The following is a 16,145-nucleotide window of genomic DNA, read 5'->3' as shown; positions in this document are numbered from 1 at the left end:
TTTGGTTTTCTCGCCGTCGCGCGGGTGAAGAGCGATCGAGTGTTCCCACTCAGGGCGATGCAAGCCTGTGTGGAGGGCAATGTCATGCGGCGGAGCCATAAGCAAAACAAACCCTTTGGGGTGTTTATTCTGATTTTTAGATGGTGGGGCGAGTGAGTATATTGATGGGTTTTTTCTGTGGTGTAGAGCGTTGTTTGTGTCGCAAAATGCTTTGTAATGTCGCTGGCGATCAACTGGTCTTTTGTGATGTGTCTTATGTTTTCGCAAACCGTTATCTACGTTGTAGGCAACGAGCTTTTCACTTATTTCGATAAGCGGGCTGCGAGAGAACGCCTGGTTTTAGCAACTCCCAGCCCGAGAACGTTCGTTCAGCCTACTGCCCGTATGCTGATGTGGTTGCCAGATTTGCACGGGCCCATGCCTCAGCGGTCGTGACCTGAATCGACTGCTGCGCATTGAAAGTGCCGGCTTTAGGCCATGCCACGCCTCTGCCTTGGGCGAAGACAGCGCGGTACTTCTTGATGTGATGCGTTGGGTCTTCCTCCAACTCTTGGAGCAAGTACGGCACAGTCCACACGTTGCGTTTGAACGGGCGGCCCAGTACACGTTCGAGGAGGCTCGCAACCTCTCCGTACGTCACGGTGTCGCCCGAGAGGTAGACAATCTGATTGCGGAAGCGAGGTTCGAAGAAAACGATCTCCGCTGTCAACGCGCCAATGTCATCTGGCGTCGTGAGCGTCACGCTGGTCTCAAGACTGCCTAGCGCGTTCACCGTATCGTTTTCGAAGTCAACCACCTCGAATACTGGCTCGAACAGAAAGCTGGTGAACATGCCCGTCGAGATGATTACCCATTCAGTTTTATCCTGGGCTCGAAGCAATTCGCGGACATCAAGCTGAGCATCGAACAAATCCTGAGGGCTGCCCCGACCGATTACCTCGAAGTCGACACCAAACTGCCACGGGAAGTAGCGCTTCACACCAGCCTTCAGGGCGGCGGTGGCCAGCTTCATTGGGGTTTCCCGGCCTGCAACCATGCCTGCACAGCCTATTACGGTATCGAAACGTGCGAATACTTCAGCCAGCTGATCGATTGAGTCATTCACGAGATCGGCAGCCACCATCTGGATCCCGAGGCCCCGAAGCTCATCGATTTTGACCTTTTTCTCGGGCACTTGCGTGTTGATGGTCGAATCTCTGAGCAGGACGCTGATTGTGGAACCGGGCGCGCGTTTTGCTAGTCGCGCAAGATTGCGCAGCACCGGCAGCCCAAGCTCACCGGCGCCTAGAACGAGGATGGATTGGGGGGGAAGCTGGGTCACTTCGGTCATGATTTCTCCTGAGAACTGTTGCCTGTAAGATGAACAAATGCTTGCACGATTAGGCAACGTTCGTAAGAAGGCACACCTGTGATACTTGAGAAAGCAATGACTGATCAGGAGGCGCTAAGCCAGGCAGAGACGATTTGCCGAACGCTTAGAGAAGACGATGATGGCGTCAGGCGAGAAGTGCTCGCTCACGCAGGCAGTCGCTGGTCGTTAGGTATTCTGCATGCCCTGGGGGTATACGGCACGATGCGCCATGCCGAAATAAAAAGGCAGATGACGGGGGTGACTCAGCGGATGTTAACCAAGACGCTGCGCTCCATGGAGCGGGATGGCCTGGTGCTTCGGCGGGAGTTCGGAGAGATTCCGCCACGTGTCGAGTATGAGCTCACGCCACTGGGTATGGGGCTGTTGATCCGCATGTCACCTGTCTGGACTTGGGTTGTCGAGAACGTTGAGGACTTCCGCAAGGCGCGGCGTATTTTCGACAGTCAGGATGACAAGAAGCCAGCGTGGCAAATACCTGCATCAACACCATTCCATTCAGACGCGGATGACTGAATGTAGCTCACAGGGGGTGAGAAGCCCTGTGCCCGTTCATGCATGCCAATTGAATCACAGGTCGAAGACCTTGCGATGAGCATGGGCCATGCAGCCGATTTTGATGATGCGCCCTCCCAAGCCGGCCATGTAGCCTGCGAAGTGATCGCAGACCAGGTTGCCGTTCCAGGTGCCCTGGAAGTTGCGCCCATGTTCGTCAGGACGGCTCGGGCTGAAGTGGATGACGTTGGCGTTGACGTCGTGGCTGATGGCGACGCTCCAAACCGTAGCGCCAGGCTGGAGGCATTCCTGCACTTTACCTTTATCTGTGCCAAAGCTTGATACTCAATGAGCCGCCGACCTTGCTGAATGGGAGATGCCTTTGATGGAGTTACGCCAGCTTCGTTACTTTCTGAGTGTGCTGGAGTGTGGCAGCCTCGGCAGAGCCGCGCTCGAAACGGGCGTTGGGGTATCTGCGTTGAGCCAGCAACTCACGAAGCTCGAAAGTGAGTTGAGTACCCGCCTGCTGACACGCTCTAGCGTTGGCGTCACGCCTACCGCGGCAGGTTTGGCATTTGAATACCATGCGCGCCTGACGCTGCGCCAGGCCGATTACGCCATGCTGGCTGCACGCAGTGGGCGTATGAGTGGGTACGCCAGCGTCGGTATGGCACCCACCACGGCTTCGGTGTTGGGGCTGGCGCTGATCGCCAGGATGCGCGAGCGCTACCCTGATATACGTCTTCATTTGGTGGAAATGCTGTCGGGCTACCTGGTGAACCAGCTCAATACTCGGCACCTGGACTTGGCGGTGTTGTTCCAGCTGGAGGCTGGCATGCGGCTGGATGCGCGGCCGCTGCTGGAGGAGCGGCTGTTCGCATTGGTTCCGGTAGCCTTGGTCAAGGCTGACTGGGGGACGTCGCTGACGTTGCAGCAGATCGCCTCGCTGCCCTTGGTGATGCCCAGCGCCCAGCATGGTCTTCGCGCCACGTTACGCGTCATCCTTGAGCGCGTCGGATTGGACGCGAATATCGTCATGGAGGTTGATGGCCTGTCGCTTCTCATGGATTGCGTCAGCGCAGGTCACGCCGCGACGATTCAACCCGGCGCCACTGTGGCCCGGGCCATGCAGGCAGGCCTGCGGGTGTTTTCAATCGACGATCCGCAAGCTCAGCGTCGCAACTTGGTGGTGAGCCTGGTCGATGATGAACTCTCGCCTGCTGCACTTGCCACGCGAATCGTGCTGCATGAAGTGTCCCGCGAATTGGTGCAGCAGGATCGCTGGCCAGGGGCGCGTTTGCTGTGAGCGCCTGCGAACGACCGTCCCTTTAGAAAAACTGAAGACCTCCCCCCTGCAATCGTGTTTCGCCCAAGGTACGCGACCCTCTAGAGTCCGGGGTCCGCGAGGAGCTGCCCAACCCTGGCTTCTCGCTCCCTGGAGGCGACATGATCGATGTACTTGTCATTGGCGGCGGCAATGCTGCCCTCTGCGCCGCGCTGATGGCGCGCGAGGCCGGCGCCAGCGTGATGCTGGTGGAAGCCGCGCCCCGCGCCTGGCGAGGCGGCAATTCCCAACACACCCGTAACCTTCGATGCATGCACGATGCCCCGCAGGACGTGCTGGTGGAGGCTTACCCCGAAGAAGAGTTCTGGCAGGATCTGCTGAAGGTTACTGATGGCCAGACCAACGAGGCCCTGGCGCGTCTGGTGATTCGTGCCTCGTCCGACTGCCGCGGCTGGATGCGCCGCCACGGCGTGCACTTCCAGCCCTCGTTGTCGGGTGCGCTGCACACTGCGCGGACCAACGCGTTCTTCATGGGCGGGGGCAAGGCCCTGGTCAATGCTTATTACCGCAGCGCCCAGCGGCTTGGTGTGCAGGTGCGCTACGACAGCCCGGTGTGCGATCTGGAGTTGCGCGATGGACGCTTCATCGCTGCCCACCTGGCGGCCCGCGACGTCGACGGGCGGCGCCTGCCCGCCGAGCGCATCGAGGCGCGCAGTTGCGTGCTGGCGGCCGGCGGCTTCGAGTCCAATCGCCAATGGCTGCGCGAGGCCTGGGGGCAGAATAATCGCGGCGAGTGGCCGGCGGACAACTTCCTTGTGCGGGGCACGCGCTTCAACGACGGCGCGCTGCTGCGGCGCATGATCGACCTAGGTGCCGACACCATTGGCGACCCGACCCAGGCCCACATGGTCGCCATCGATGCCCGCGCACCGCTGTACGACGGCGGTATCTGCACGCGCATCGACTGCGTGTCGCTTGGCGTGGTGGTGAACCGCGACGGCCAGCGATTCTACGACGAAGGCGAGGATTTCTGGCCCAAGCGCTATGCCATCTGGGGGCGCCTGGTGGCCCAGCAGCCTGGCCAGGTGGGGTTCTCGATCATCGACCAGAAGGCCCTGGGCCGCTTCATGCCACCGGTCTTCCCTGGCAGCCGCGCCGACAGCCTCGAGGCCTTGGCTGTAGCCCTCGGACTGCCGGTGCCTGCGTTTCTCGAGACCCTGCGCGCCTACAACCAGGCATGCCGCCCCGGCACGTTCGACCACACCCAGCTGGACGATTGCCGTACCGACGGCGTGCAACCGGTCAAGAGCCATTGGGCCTTGCCGATCGATAAGCCGCCGTTCTTCGGTTACCCGCTACGTCCGGGGGTGACCTTCACCTACCTCGGCCTGCGCACCGATGCCACGGCCGCCGTGCATTTCGCTGGGCGGCCCAGTCCCAACCTGTTCGTCGCCGGCGAGATGATGGCCGGCAACGTGCTGGGCAAGGGCTACACCGCCGGTGTCGGCATGTCCATCGGTACCGCGTTTGGCCGCATCGCCGGCACGCAGGCGGCGGCTGCCGCCGGCCATTGTATTTCCCCCCTGGAGGCCCAGCATGACTGTGCAAATGCCTGATCCCCACGTGTTCGAACCCGCCCCGCCACAGGCCGAGCTGATCCCGCTGCTGAACCTGGACGAGCAGGAGGTGGACCGGCAGATGCGCATCTGCAACGCCTGCCGTTATTGCGAGGGGTTCTGTGCCGTGTTCCCGGCGATGACCCGTCGACTCGACTTCGGCAAGGCCGACATCCACTACCTGGCCAACCTCTGCCACAACTGTGGCGCCTGCTTGCACGCTTGTCAGTACGCTGCACCGCATGCGTTCGCGGTGAACGTGCCGCAGGCCATGGCCAAGGTGCGCGGGCAGACCTACGCTGAGTACGCCTGGCCGGCCCGTTTCGGGCAGCTCTACCGGCGCAATGGCACCTTCGTCGCCGTGGCGTTGGCACTGGCGCTGTCGCTGTTCTTGCTGCTGGCCTTGCAGGTCAACGGCACTTTGCTGCCTGGGCGGCTGGCCGGAGATTTCTACGCTGTGTTCCCGCACAACACCTTGGCGCTCTTGTTCGGTGGCGTGTTCAGCGCTGCCGGGGTGGCGCTGGGCGTGGCGTTGAGGCGCTTCTGGCGCACGGTGTCGCCCACCCAAGCGCGGCAACCGGCCAACGGTGCGCTGCCGGAGGCGGCGAGCGCAGTGCTGACGCTCAAGTATCTGGATGGCGGCCATGGCCAAGGCTGCAACAACGCCGACGATCGCTACACGCTGTGGCGTCGACGCTACCATCACTTGACCTTCTACGGCTTCATGCTGTGCTTTGCCGCCACCGTGGTCGCCACCGGATATCACTACCTGCTGGGCCTGCATGCGCCATACCCGCTGCTGAGCCTGCCGGTAGTCCTCGGCACCCTCGGCGGTATCGGCCTGATCGTCGGGCCAGCGGGCCTGCTGGCGTTGAACCTGCGCCGCGCGCCAGAGCATGGCGACGCCGCGCAGCGCCCCATGGACCGTGCGTTCATCCTGCTTCTGCTGTTGGTCAGCACGACCGGTATGGCGTTGCTGGCCCTGCGTGACACCGAGGTGATGGCGATCCTGCTGGCCGTGCACCTGGGCACCGTCATGGCACTGTTCGTGACCTTGCCCTATGGCAAGTTCGCCCATGGCCTGTTCCGCAGTGCCGCGCTGCTGAAGTTTGCGATCGAAAAGCGCCGGCCCGACCCTCACAGCTTGGGCGGGGACTGAACCCTGCCGGGGATGCGATGCGACACCGTGTGTTCGGCCTGGCGAGCAACGCAGTGGCCACCGTGCTGATCTCGCTGTCCGAGGGTGCCTGAGAACGCGAAACCCTGCTGCGTCGCCTGAAGGGTCCGCCGAACCTCATCGCCACGGCCGACCGAACCGTACACCCCGCATTGACACAAACGCCTACCTGGCATCAAGCGATGCCGGGTGGGGAAGGGGGCCGTCTACCCGTCGGGCGGCCACATAGACAATAAGAACAAGAGAACAAACCATGCTCGCACTTCTGGGCCTGATCATGGTGGTGACCTTCACCTACCTGATCATGAGTAAACGCCTGTCCCCGATCGTCGCGCTGACCATCGTGCCGATTGTTTTCGCCCTTGTTGGCGGTTTCGCGCCAGACCTGGGCAAGATGATGCTCGATGGGCTGAAAATGGTCGCATCGTCTGCCGCGCTGCTGCTGTTCGCCATCCTGTTTTTCGGCCTGATGATCGACGCCGGCCTGTTCGACCCGCTGATCCGCAAGATTCTCAAGCGGGTGAATGGCGACCCGATAAAGATCGCCATCGGCACCGCCTTGCTATCGCTGCTGGTGGCGCTGGACGGTGACGGCACCACGACCTACATGATTACCTGCGCCGCCATGCTGCCGCTGTACAAGCGCATCGGCATGAACCCGATGATCCTGGCGACCGTATCGATGCTGTCATTGAGCATCATGAGCGGCATGAGCCCGTGGGGTGGTCCCGCCACCCGTGCCATTGCAGCGCTCGGCCTGGATGCGACCGAATACTTCATTCCGATGTTGCCCACCGTCATCGGTGGGGCGGCATGGGTCGTGTTCACCGCCTACCTGCTGGGCCGTGCCGAGCGCCGGCGTATCGGCAATATTGCCCTGGAGTCCGGTGGCGGCAACTGCTACATCAAGGAAATCCTCGGCGACAGCCCGCACAAGCGCCCGCGCCTTGCCTATGTGAACCTGGTGCTGGTGATCGCCGTGATGACCGCGCTGGTGCTGGGGCTGATGCACGCGGCCATCCTGTTCATGATCGGTTTCGTCGCCGCACTGATGATCAACTACCCGCAGCTGGACCTGCAGAAAGAGCGCATCCTCGCCCATTCGGGCAACGCCATGACCGTGGTGCTGCTGGTGTTCGCCGCGGGCATCTTTGCCGGTATTTTCTCGGGTACCAAGATGGTCGATGCATTGGCCCAGACGCTGGTGGACTGGATTCCGGAAGCGTGGAGCCACTGGTTCCCGCTGGTGGTGGCGCTGACCAGCATGCCGCTGACCTTCGTGCTGTCCAACGACGCGTACTACTTCGGCGTTGTGCCGATCCTGGCCAATGCCGCGGCCGCGTACGGCATCGACCCGGTGGAAATCGCCCGCGCCTCGGTGCTTGGCCAGCCGGTTCACCTGATGAGCCCGCTGGTGGCCTCGACCCTGCTGCTGGTGGGCATGGTCGACCGCGATATCGGTGATTTCCAGAAAGCCACCTTCAAGTGGGCCGTGCTCACTTCTCTGGTGATCACTGCGCTGGCACTGCTGACGGGCGCCTTGTCCTTCATTGTTTGAAGCACTCAGGGCGCCGCTTGCGGGTACGGTGATATCCCGCTTCTGGAACTATCGTGCTGTTTCAAGCAATCGATTTTGTCATTTTACGACCCCTCTCCAAGCCCCATTGAGCTGCATAAATCAAAGGTTTCAGGGCGCGTCGGGATTTCTCGCAAAAAGCACTGATGGCACGTTGACTCTCCCCTTAGGGGGAGACTTTAGACTCCCGGCCCCCGATAGATCTGGCCTTAAAACAGCTTTTTTTGGCCCGATGACTTTATTCATTCAATGCGGCTTTTGTAGGGAAACACTCAATGAATAATCCGTTGGAATTGGACAGCGTTATCAGCAGTACACAGGATATTCTTGCGCAGTTGCTGGTGCTGGATAGGGGCGACGTGACAGAGCACAGCAGTATCGTTGACGACCTCAGCGCCGACTCGCTGGACATCGTCGACCTGAGCTTCCAGCTGGGCCGTCAGTACGGTTGCACCTTGCCGAAAACCAGCGTGCTGGATCACGCGGTAGCGGTGTTCGGCGACGCCACCCGGTTTGTCGAAAATGGCCGAATCACGCAGGACGGCGTGGCCTTGCTGGAGCAGAGCCTCAGCGCTTATGCGCCGGGCCAGCTTCACGTGGGCATGCAGCCGGGCGATGTCTTCTCGGCCACCACCGTGCGGAACTGGGCGCAGCAATGCCATAACGTGTTCAACCACCTCCCCGAAACCTGCCCTGAGTGTGGCGCGGCTCATGCCCAACTCAATGAACGCCAACAAGTGGTGTGTGGCGGTTGCAGTGCTCGCCTGACCCCTCTGGACGGTGACTCGATCTCGCGTCTGTTGGTTGAGCAGTACGCGGCCGCCCAGTTGAAGGCTTCGGCGTAGGGGGTGCCTTGATGCAGGCCCGAGAGGTTCTGGTCACCGGCTATGGACTGGTGGCTCCCACGGCACTGGATGCGGCCTCGCTGTTCACGACGATCAGCGAAAACCGTTCCTGCATTGGCCAGCACCCGGCGTTTGTCGAACTGGGGTTTGCGAACCCGGCGGCCGGATTTATCGATGATCAACAATGGCAGGTCATCGCGGCGGCCTTTCCGGGCGACCTGCAGACCACCTCCCGCCAGGAATGGCTGGCGCATTACGTGGCCCGTCAGGCGCTGGCCCATGCCGGGTTGGCCGACGGCGCATTTGCCCGAGTCGCCAGCGGTATTTTCGTCGGGGCCAACAAATATTGCGTGAGCAGTGATTTGCGGGACGCCAGTCGTTACATGGACGATCAGGGGCGGGTCGATCTCGACCAGTTCCTGGATAACCACACCCTCAGCGGTGGGGCGTTCGCCCGGCGGGTTGATCAGCAAACCCGCCATCTCGCCGAATGGCTGGGTGTCCGTGACCATATCTCCACGCATTCCGATGCCTGTGCCGCCGGCACCATGGCCATCGGCAGTGCCTATCGGGCGATCGCCCGTGGCGAGATCGACCTGGCGTTGTGTGGCGCTGTGGAGTTGATGGCCCATGAATTGTCCTACTACAGCTTTGATGGGCTGGGCGCACTCTGCCAGCGCGTGGACTTTTCCCCACAGGAACAGAGCCGGCCGTTCATGCCGGACCGCTGCGGTTTTGTGCTGAGTGAAGGGGCGGCGCTGTTGGTGCTGGAATCCCGCGAGCATGCCGAGCGTCGTCAGGCCTGTTCGCTGGGCCGGGTGCTGGGGTACGCGAATCTGTGCGAGGCAGAGAAAATCACCTCCAGCAGCCGCGACGGCAGCAAGTATGCCGCCTGCATGACGGCGGCCCTGGCCGATGCCGAACTGACCAGTGCGGCAGTGGACCATGTGAATGTTCACGGTACGTCGACACAGGCCAATGACCGTTGCGAGGCCCTGGGCCTGGTGCAGGTCTTCGGCGAAACCCTGGAGCAGATGACGTTCACCGCCAACAAATCTGCCATAGGGCATTCGTTGGCCGGCAGTGGTGCCATTGAGGCGGTGCTGTCGTTGATGAGCATTCAGTTGGGCGTGGCCTTGCCGACCCTCAATTTTCAGCCGGAAAAATCCGAGTTTCCGGCGTTGAAATTCCTTTGCGAACCGTTGCAGCAACCGATCAATGTCGTGCTCTCCAACTCCTTTGGGTTTGGTGGCGTGAACAGTTCGTTAGTGCTGGGCAGGGCATGACATGACCAGATCCAATTCAACCGCTGTTTATATCACTGCGGCGTCGGTACTCAACGCCGCCGGTACTGAATGTGCGCCTCGTGACAGTCAACCTCAGGCCGCGCAACCCCTGGATTTCGACCCGGCACGTCTGGCCCATTGTGTCGCAGCACCCGCCTTGCCGGCGGGTGTGTACGACCGCAGACTGTCCCGCAGCCTCGAGCCTCAGGGCGCGCGCCTGCTGTATTGCGCCGGCCGTCTCGCCGAGACCTTGCGTGGGCTGGAACTGCCCGACGAGCGGATCGCATTGATCGCTGCCATTCCGGAAGTGGATGGCCCCAGTTCGTGCTGGGATGCAGTGCAGGCCATTGGCGCACAACCGGCAGATCTGTTGGCGCAATTCTTTGCCCACACACCGCCGCTGCATGCGCTGATGATGCTCAACAGCAGCGTCATGGCCCACGCGGCTGAGGCCTTGCGTTGCAAGGGGCCCATGGGCGGTTTTTGCTCCCAGGGCAATGCGGGGCTGGATGCTTTGATGGAGGCCGCTGCCCATCTGAGCGAAGGCCGTGCCGATGCTGCCGTGGTCGTCAGCAGCAGTCCGAACATCACCCCGGCGTTGTACCTGCGTGACGCTACTCACCCACCTGTAAACCCCGGCCCGTGGGTTTTCGGCGAAGGTGCTGCGGCACTGTTGCTGACGACCAACCCAGGCAGCGGTGCTCAATCTGCGTTGCGTATTGCCGGGTTTGCCCGTGGTTACAGCGCGCAACCCGAGCGTGGACTGGCGGTTGGTCGCGACGTCATTGAGCGTGCTTTGAGCAACGAAAAACTGTGCCTCAGCGATGTCGGGCAAGTCGTCGCCGATGCACAGGATCCGCAGATTGCCGCGTTGTTTAGCCTATCGGGGCACACCCTCGAACACTCCAAGGCGTTGCTAGGTGACTTGGGCGCCAGCGCCTTGCTCAGCGAAATCGCTGTGACCTGGGCACTGGATTGCAGCCGTTACACGCTGTTGCTCGAACATAGCCGAGGCGGGCATTGGGGCGCGGTACTGCTGGCCAGAACGTCGTCGGACACAGAGACAATGGAGAGTTACCCATGAGCCCCACACGGATCGTGATCACGGGCATGGGCGCCGTCACCGGCTTCGGTTTCGAGTGGCAGTCCATGTGGCAAAGAATGTTGGCCGGCGAGCATTGCATTCGGCCATGGCAACCGGAAGGCGTCGAGGCGGGTGCGTTCCCCGTGCGTTACGCAGCGCCCGTGGATATGGGCTTGATGCCGGCGCACTTGAAAGACCATCCGGCCTGGGGATTGTCGCTGGAAAAACGCACCCGCTTTGGCTGGGTCGCGGCCACCCAAGCCATTGCCGATAGTGGTCTGAGCCCCGAACAGTTGCGTGGCGCGGCGGTATTGTCAGCGTCCGGCGCACCTGCTCATCGTTTGCAGGACATGCTGCTCAGCCTGGCGGATAACCCGGCGCAGGCGCCGTCCTGGGCTCAATTGATGGCGCGACAGGCGCAGGTCGATCCTGACAGTTCACTGTGTCAGAGCAACGACCGCCTTGCGCGGGTGATTGCCGATGGCATCGGCAGTGAAGGCCCGGTGATCAATGTCAGCAGCGCCTGCGCGGGAGCGTCCCAGGCCATCGGCAACGCATTCCAGATGATCCGTCGCGGCGAGATCGAGCTGGCCATTGCCGGGGGCGCCGATTCGGTGCTGAGCCTGGACACCATGACCGCGCTGTATCTGCTCGGCGCCGCCAGCAGCGAACAGCGTTGGGGCACCGAACTGTGTCGGCCGTTCGACCGCCATCGCAGTGGCTTGATTGCGGGTGAAGGTGGTGGTTTCGTAGTGCTCGAAACCCTCGAACGGGCGCTTGCCCGAGGGGCAACGCCGTACGCCGAAGTGCTGGGTTTCGGCAGCAGCCTGGATGCCTACAAAATCACCGCACCCGACCCGCAGGGCCGGGGCGCGGTGCTGGCGATGCAGGCGGCCCTGACGGATGCCGGGCTGGCGCCGCAACAGGTCGATCTGATCAATGCCCACGGTACCTCGACACCCCTCAACGATGCCGCCGAAACCCTGGCGATCAAGACCCTGTTCGCCGAGCGCGAACATTATCGGCGGTTGCTGGTGACGGCCAACAAATCCCAGTTCGGCCACCTGATTGCGGCCGCCGGAGCACCGGAGTTCATGCTCACGGCCCTGGCCTGCCGGGATGATCGAGTCACGCCGACCCTGAACCTGCAGGATGCCGACGAACAATGCGACCTCGACTACTGCGCCCACCAAGCGGTCAAGCGCAAGGTCGACGTTGCCCTGAGCAACTCCTTCGGTTTCGGCGGCCTCAACACTTCGCTGGCGCTGGGCAAGTACCGGGAGGCGCCGCGATGAAACAGGCGGTCGCGATTGCCGGTGCGGGTTGCGTGTTGCCCAGCGGCTGGGGTGTCGAGTCTTTCTGGGCGGCCGCAACCGAAGGGCGCAGTGCAATTACGGCGCTGAACGCCCGACGGTTCAGCAGCGAACGCGTGGTGGCGTTCGGGCAAATTCAGGATCAGGACCACCAACGCAGCCGACAAGACCTTGCGCAAAACCTTCAGCGTTACTGCACGCCGGCAGTGATCTGGGGTGTCAGCGCGGTACGTCAGGCGTTGGAAGAAGCCGGCCTGGCCGATGAGCAGCCGGATGTCCGTTTCGGTTTGTATTGCTGTCAGGGCGGCTACACCCATCCGTCTCTGGAATCCTATGCCGAGTTGTTGCACGGCTGTCGGCAGGACCGCGTCGCCGACATGGCGGCGTTCGCCAAACGGATCCTGCAAGACCGTGCCCAGGACCCTTTTCTGGTGCTCAAAGGCTTGAGCAACTGCTTGCTGGGTGTCACCAGCCTGGCGCTGAAACTGGTGGGCGAGTGCAACGCCTATATGCAAGGTGTCGCCGGCAACCTGGCAGCCTTGCGTGAGGCTACGGCCGCTTTGCAGGATGGCCGAATTGACGCGGCAATCGTTGTCGGCGCGGGCAGCGAGCTGGATGCCCTGGCGCTGTCCGGGTTGGTCCAGGCGGGTGTCATCAGCGCCAACGGCTCGAACACGCTGCTGCCGTTTGACCTTCGGGGCACTGGCGGCATTGCCGGGGAGGGCGCGGCAGCGCTGGTGCTGCGCCGGCGCGAAGACCTGCCGGCCGGTCCTCAGGCGTGCCTCGCCGACATGACGGCCCATGCCTCCCTCGGTCGCTTGAGCCTGCCCGACAGCCCAACCGATGTGTTGGTGTGCAGCGGCACCGGCGATGCGCACAAAGACCGCGTGTTGTGCCAGACACTGGCCCTTGCGCGCGCCTCGCACATCACCAGCGGGTTGGCGATCAACGGCATTCTCAGCGCGGCGCCGAGCCTGGTGGATCTGATACTTGCCCGTTGCGCATTGCAGGCCCAAAGCGTGCCGCCGATTGCCGGTTTGCAGCAGCCAGTGGCGAACCTGCCGTTCATTCAGGGCGCGCCCCACGCCGCGAGCCTTGCGCATTGCCTGGTGCTGAACCGCGACGACAACGGATTCAGCGCCGCCTATCAAGTGCTCTACAGCGCAAAGGTCACTCAGGACTGCCGCTGACTACCGCCTCTTTTTTACTTTCAAGGGATATGACTGTCATGGATTATCGCGATTTCGTTCGGCCCAAATTCGTCGGCCTGCTCCAGGCACTGGGCCTGGAGTGTGAATTTGAGCGCGCCCTCGGTAGCCAGTTGTTCTACCGCAACCCCAAGGGCGATATGGTCACGGTCACCGACTTTCTCGGCGGTTACGGTGCGGCACTGTTCGGCCACAACGACCCACAGTTTGTCGATCAGCTATGTGCGCTGCTGCGCAGCGACGTGCCGTTCAACGCACAAATGTCGATCCGCGGTGCGGCCGGGCAATTGGGGCGAGCGCTCAGCGACGCCTTCAATCGAGAACTGAAGAACACCGAACGTTATATTTCGACTTTCTCCAACAGCGGCGCGGAGGCGGTGGAGATCGCCGTCAAGCACGCGGAGTTCCGTCGCCAGAAGAGCCTGCAAAAGCAGTTCGACGACATCGATTTCACCCTGGCCAGCCTGACCGCCAGCGAACACGCTTACCGCGAACTGGATGTGGCCGACCTCGACCTGCCTGCAGGTGTCCTGCCGGCCACCCTTAACAGCGTGACCTTGCGTCAGGTGGTTGAAGCCGTTCGCCAACACAACCTGGCGCAGTTGCACATCGAACCGGTATTCGTCGCCCTGCGCGGCAGCTTCCACGGCAAATTGGTCAATACCGTGCAACTGACCTATGGCCGTCAGTACCGCGCGCCGTTTTCCCGTTTTGGTCTGAACGTCGAGTTCATCGACCCACAGCAGCCCCATCAGTTGCAGGAATTGCCGGCACGGCACACGCACCATTGGTTGAGCCTGCAATGGGACGGCGAACACCTGCACGTGCTGCAACTGCCGTTCAGTGCGATTACCGCTGTGTTGATGGAACCGATTCAGGGCGAAGGCGGTATCAACGAGTTCGCGGCCGAGTTCTATCTGGGGCTGCGCAAGCTGTGTAACGAGCAACAATGCCCGCTGGTGGTCGATGAAGTGCAGTCGGGTTTTGGTCGCGCCGGGACGTTTCTTGCCAGCAGCCAGTTCAACCTGCAAGGCGACTATTATTGCCTGTCCAAGGCCCTCGGCGGCGGCTTGATGAAAATCGCCGCGACGGTGATCCGCAGCAGCCACTACGAAGGCGAGTTCAGCTACATCCACAGCTCGACCTTCGCCGAGGACGACCCGTCCTGCCATATCGCGCTGTCGGCATTGCGCCGGTTGTTCGCCGATGACGACGCGATGCTCAAAGACATATGCACCAAGGGCGCCTACCTCAAAGCCTCGCTCAATGAACTGAAGATGGCCTATCCGGATGTGATCGCCGATGTGCGCGGGCGTGGCTTGCTGGTGGGGCTGGAATTGCACGATTTGAGTGTCAGCAGCTCGCTGGTACAGGCGTCGGCCCAGTACAATGATGCCTTGGGTTACTTGATCGCCGGTTACCTGTTGCAATTCGAAGCGTTGCGGGTGGCACCGTCGGGCAGCAACTCCAACGTGATTCGCCTGGAGCCGCCAGCCTGTATCACCCTGGGCGAAATCGACAAGCTGATCGCTGCCCTGCAACGGGTCTGCGACATGCTGCGCCGTGGCGATGCCTTGCCGTTGGCGGCGGGTATCTGCGCGGACTCGATGCCCGCCGTGCCAGCCCGTCAGGACGATTTTCGGGTGGCCGAGCCCGTTGAAAACAGGGATGCCAAGGTCGAAGTCGTCGCTCGGGTAGCGTTCATCAACCACCTGATCGATGCCGATATCCTCGGTGACGTCGATCCCTCGCTGGCAGCCCTGAGCCCGGAACAAAAACGCACGTTCATCAATCGCACCAAGCCTGAACGCCGCGCTGTGCCAGTCGGCCCGGTGATCATTCGGTCGCGCCTCGGCATGGCGGTGGAGTTCACGTTATACCCGCTGTGCATGGACTCGGATGCCATGGCCGAGTACATCCGCAGCGGTGACCTGGACAGCATTCGCGAAGAAGTCGGCAGGCGTGTCACCGATGCCCGCGCCGATGGCTGCAGCATCGCCGGCCTCGGGATGTACACCTCGATCGTCACCAACAATTGTCAGGCGCTGAAGATTGCCGACATGGCGCTGACGTCCGGCAACGCCCTGACCATCGGCATGGGGCTCGAAGCCATCGAGCAAGGCTGTGTACAGCAAGGTTTGGCACTTTGCGAGCAAACCGCTGCCGTTGTCGGTGCCGCCGGTAACGTTGCGTCGACCTATGCCTCGGTGCTGTCCGCCACCGTCGATCACCTGATTCTGATTGGCAGCGGTCGTGACGGCTCGGTTCGGCGCCTGGAGAAAACTGCGCAACAGATTTACGCCGACGCGGCCCGTTCGATCCTCAAAGGCACGGCCGAAAACGACCGCTTGGCCCAGCGACTGCTGACCCTTAATGGTTTTCGTGGCTTGTTGCACTCACATGGCCAAAAAGCCGACCTCGGTTTGCACATCGCCCGTCTAGTGGATGAGCGCCTTGGCGCGAACGCCTTCATCACGGTCACCAACGATCTCGACGCCATCAAGGGCGCACGGATTGTCCTGTGCGCTGCCAATGCGCCTCAGCCGTTCCTCGGTGCCGAACATTTTGCCGAGCGCAGCGTGATTTGCGATATCGCCGTGCCGCTGAACGTCCATCAAGACCTGCCGAGCCAACGCGAAGACGTGCTCTACATGCACGGCGGCATCGTCCAGACGCCGTTCGACGACGGCCTGGCGCCCAACGTGCGGGCCTATCTGAAAAAAGGTCAGCTGTATGCGTGCATGGCCGAGTCGGTGTTGATGGGCTTGTCTGGCATGAGCCAGCACGGCTCCTACGGGGATATCAGCCGTGAGCAAGTTCAGCAGGTCCGCGCACTGGCCGCGACCCACGGTTTCACCCTCGCGCAATTCAAAACTCAAAACTCACTTTAA

12 protein-coding genes and 1 pseudogene are annotated in these 16,145 nt (G+C 61.8%); 11 read left to right on the top strand and 2 right to left on the bottom strand.

What is annotated here, in order from left to right:
* Positions 1-373: 373 nt before the first annotated feature.
* The gene (locus AC3RCM_RS15440; protein ID WP_064493293.1) at positions 374-1,330 is read right to left on the bottom strand and encodes an aromatic alcohol reductase; all 957 of its coding nucleotides are present in this window, start codon (positions 1,328-1,330) and stop codon (positions 374-376) included.
* A 96-nt stretch (positions 1,331-1,426) separates the two neighbouring features.
* Between AC3RCM_RS15440 and AC3RCM_RS15435 the strand changes: the two genes are divergently transcribed.
* The gene (locus tag AC3RCM_RS15435) at positions 1,427-1,885 is read left to right on the top strand and encodes a winged helix-turn-helix transcriptional regulator (RefSeq protein ID WP_020191703.1); all 459 of its coding nucleotides are present in this window, start codon (positions 1,427-1,429) and stop codon (positions 1,883-1,885) included.
* Between the two features lie 57 nt (positions 1,886-1,942).
* Here AC3RCM_RS15435 and AC3RCM_RS15430 read toward each other — a convergent pair.
* Positions 1,943-2,155 (bottom strand): annotated as a pseudogene (locus AC3RCM_RS15430) (IS66 family transposase); the annotation flags it as partial.
* A 94-nt stretch (positions 2,156-2,249) separates the two neighbouring features.
* On the opposite strand from AC3RCM_RS15430, the gene AC3RCM_RS15425 reads away from it, so the two are divergent.
* The 10 genes from AC3RCM_RS15425 (at position 2,250) to AC3RCM_RS15380 (ending at position 16,145) form a co-directional block, all read left to right on the top strand.
* Positions 2,250-3,170 carry a LysR substrate-binding domain-containing protein gene (locus AC3RCM_RS15425; RefSeq protein ID WP_020191705.1) on the top strand — a complete coding sequence of 307 codons (921 nt, stop codon included), beginning with the start codon at positions 2,250-2,252 and terminating at the stop codon, positions 3,168-3,170.
* Positions 3,171-3,310: 140 nt separating this feature from the next.
* A complete protein-coding gene (gene tcuA, locus AC3RCM_RS15420) occupies positions 3,311-4,765 on the top strand; it encodes an FAD-dependent tricarballylate dehydrogenase TcuA (RefSeq protein WP_064493291.1) in 1,455 nt (484 codons plus the stop codon).
* Positions 4,746-5,924: a tricarballylate utilization 4Fe-4S protein TcuB gene (tcuB, locus tag AC3RCM_RS15415; protein WP_104887484.1), complete on the top strand. Its 1,179-nt coding sequence runs from the start codon at positions 4,746-4,748 to the stop codon at positions 5,922-5,924. The genes tcuA and tcuB overlap by 20 nt, the downstream gene beginning before the upstream one ends.
* Positions 5,925-6,195: 271 nt before the next feature.
* Entirely contained in the window at positions 6,196-7,500 is a 1,305-nt protein-coding gene (locus AC3RCM_RS15410; protein ID WP_492629001.1) for a CitMHS family transporter, read from the top strand.
* Positions 7,501-7,793: 293 nt separating this feature from the next.
* On the top strand, positions 7,794-8,363 hold the full coding sequence (locus AC3RCM_RS15405; RefSeq protein ID WP_064493112.1) for an acyl carrier protein: 570 nt from the start codon (positions 7,794-7,796) through the stop codon (positions 8,361-8,363).
* Between the two features lie 11 nt (positions 8,364-8,374).
* Entirely contained in the window at positions 8,375-9,649 is a 1,275-nt protein-coding gene (locus AC3RCM_RS15400) for a beta-ketoacyl-[acyl-carrier-protein] synthase family protein (RefSeq protein ID WP_198748190.1), read from the top strand.
* A gap of 169 nt (positions 9,650-9,818) precedes the next feature.
* Positions 9,819-10,733, top strand: a complete 915-nt coding sequence (locus tag AC3RCM_RS15395; RefSeq protein WP_104887487.1) for a beta-ketoacyl-[acyl-carrier-protein] synthase family protein — start codon at positions 9,819-9,821, stop codon at positions 10,731-10,733.
* On the top strand, positions 10,730-12,028 hold the full coding sequence (locus AC3RCM_RS15390) for a beta-ketoacyl-[acyl-carrier-protein] synthase family protein (RefSeq protein ID WP_064493110.1): 1,299 nt from the start codon (positions 10,730-10,732) through the stop codon (positions 12,026-12,028). Before AC3RCM_RS15395 ends, AC3RCM_RS15390 begins: the two co-directional genes overlap by 4 nt.
* Entirely contained in the window at positions 12,025-13,236 is a 1,212-nt protein-coding gene (locus AC3RCM_RS15385) for a beta-ketoacyl synthase N-terminal-like domain-containing protein (protein WP_492629000.1), read from the top strand. The genes AC3RCM_RS15390 and AC3RCM_RS15385 overlap by 4 nt, the downstream gene beginning before the upstream one ends.
* Positions 13,237-13,274: 38 nt before the next feature.
* Positions 13,275-16,145, top strand: a complete 2,871-nt coding sequence (locus AC3RCM_RS15380; protein WP_064493108.1) for an aminotransferase class III-fold pyridoxal phosphate-dependent enzyme — start codon at positions 13,275-13,277, stop codon at positions 16,143-16,145.

The sequence above is a fragment of the Pseudomonas sp. GW823-FHT05G12 genome, assembly GCF_058795575.1.
This window is presented reverse-complemented; position numbering and strand designations above follow the sequence as displayed.